The organism is Streptomyces sp. NPDC059851, from assembly GCF_042732005.1.
In the GTDB taxonomy this organism is placed as follows: Bacteria; Actinomycetota; Actinomycetes; order Streptomycetales; family Streptomycetaceae; genus Streptomyces.
Genome location: NZ_JBHWJJ010000289.1, coordinates 1 through 2,109 on the forward strand (window position 1 = coordinate 1; position 2,109 = coordinate 2,109).

2 protein-coding genes are annotated in these 2,109 nt (G+C 74.7%); both read left to right on the plus strand.

Annotation, left to right across the window (positions count from 1 at the left end; genetic code table 11):
• Positions 1-201: 201 nt before the first annotated feature.
• Entirely contained in the window at positions 202-927 is a 726-nt protein-coding gene (locus tag ACFV7Q_RS38775; protein WP_385435658.1) for a dienelactone hydrolase family protein, read from the plus strand.
• A gap of 200 nt (positions 928-1,127) precedes the next feature.
• On the plus strand, positions 1,128-2,018 hold the full coding sequence (locus tag ACFV7Q_RS38780) for a RimK family alpha-L-glutamate ligase (RefSeq protein WP_385435659.1): 891 nt from the start codon (positions 1,128-1,130) through the stop codon (positions 2,016-2,018).
• Positions 2,019-2,109: the final 91 nt, after the last annotated feature.

The following is a 2,109-nucleotide window of genomic DNA, read 5'->3' on the forward strand; positions in this document are numbered from 1 at the left end:
CCGGCAGGGATCCCGGAGACGGGCCCGGCCGGAAGATGGTGCGATCCGGTGGTGGGGGCGGGGGGGGCCGGCACCGGGGCCCCCCCCCCCCCCCCGGCCGCCGTTCCGCCGCCCCACAGGGGCACGCCCGCACGCCCCGCCCCGTTCTGCCGGTGGTGAAACCGGTCCGGCCGGATTCGACGATCAGTACGGTCCAGTCCCATGACGACGGTTACCACGCGCACGGTGGAATACCCGGCCGACGGCCTGACGATGATCGGCCACCTCGCGCTCCCGGCCGGTGCCGGCCGCCGGCCCGCGGTCCTGGTGGGGCCCGAGGGGGTGGGGCTCAGCGACGTCGAGCGCCGCCGGGCCGATGCGCTCGCCGAGCTGGGGTACGTGGCCCTGGCCTTCGACCTCCACGGCGGGCGCTATTTGGGCGACCCCGAGGAGATGTTGGCCCGTTGCATGCCGCTGCTCGCCGACCCCGACCGGATGCGAGGCATCGGCCACGCAGCGCTCGACGTGCTCCGCGCCGAACCCCGGACCGAACCCGACCGGATCGCCGCCATCGGGTACGGCACCGGGGGCGCGATCGTGCTGGAACTCGGGCGCGACGGCGTCGACCTGCGCGCGATCGGGACGGTCAACGCACTGACCACGGGCCGACCGGGCGAGGCGGCGCGCATCCGCTGCCCTGTATGGGCCGGGGTCGGGTCGGAGGACCCGATCATGCCGCCCGCGCAACGGGACGCGTTCGCCGCCGAGATGCAGTCCGCAGGCGTCGACTGGCGCCTCGTGGTCTACGGCGGCGCCCTGCACGCCTTCCACCACCCACCGGTCGACCACATCGTGCTGCCAGGAGTCGGCTACCACCCGCAGCACGCGCAGCGAGCGTGGCGCGACGTCGTCGGCCTGCTCGCCGAGTGCCTGCCCGTGACGGAGTGACCTCGCCGGCAACCACGGCCCCGGGCCGCGGAGGGGCCGGCGGACCGCCACCGGCTGCGGTTCCCGCCGCCGCACCGCCCGGGCCGCGGGACGGCTCCCGCCCAGCGGAAAGCACCTCGCGCAACCGGCCGGACCGGCCTAGCCTAGGGCGGCCGCGCCGGAGCGCACTCCGGCGCGCAGCCTGCTGCGAGGAGATGCGGATGACCGTCACCACCCGGGTGGCCGTGGCCACCTCGGCCATGGGACTGGACCGGGACTCGGACATGCCGGCCCTGCTGGCGGCCCTGCGTGCGCGGGGTGTCGACGCCGTGGCCGCGGCCTGGGACGACGAGGACTTCGACTGGTCGGGTTGCGCCGCCGTGGTGATCAGGTCCACCTGGGACTACCCCCTGCGACGGCCGGAGTTCCTGGCGTGGGCCGACGCCGTGCAGGCGGTGGCGCGGCTGGACAATCCGGCCGGCGTCGTGCGGTGGAACACCGACAAGGTCTACCTGCGAGACCTCACCGCCCGCGGTGTCCCCGTGGTCCCGACCCGGTTCATCGCTCCCGGTGAGGCGGTGGTCCTGCCGGGCGACGGCCAGTTCGTCGTGAAGCCGTCCGTGTCGGCCGGCGCGTACGGCACCGCTCGGTACACCGAGCAGCAACGCGACCTGGCAGCGGGACACGTGGCCTCGCTGCACGGAGCGGGGGCCACGGTGATGGTGCAGCCGTACCTGTCCCGGATCGACGAGGGCGAGCGCGCGCTGGTCTTCCTCGGCGGCGCGTTCAGCCACGCGGTGCGCAAGGACCCGGTGCTCACCGAGCCCGGGGTCGTCGACGACGACCGGGTCCCCCACCCGAACCTCCGCCCGCACCGGCCGTCGGCCGCCGAACTCGCCCTGGCCCGGGCCGCGCTGGCGGCCGTGCCGGAGCGGCAGGAGTTGTTGTACGCGCGGGTCGACATCGCGTACGCCGACGACGGCTCGCCGGTGGTGATGGAACTCGAACTGGTGGAGCCCAACTTGTTCATGGAGCACGGCGCGGACGGCCCGGTCCGCCTCGCGGACCTGGTGCACGAGCGCGCCGCTGCCGCGGCGCGGGCCGGCGCCTAGTAGTGCTTGGTCAGGTTGGTTCGCGGGTGGCGTGTCTGGCTGATGGCCTGTGTCGTTGATTGGGCGTGATGGCTGAGGAGTTGGCTGCGGT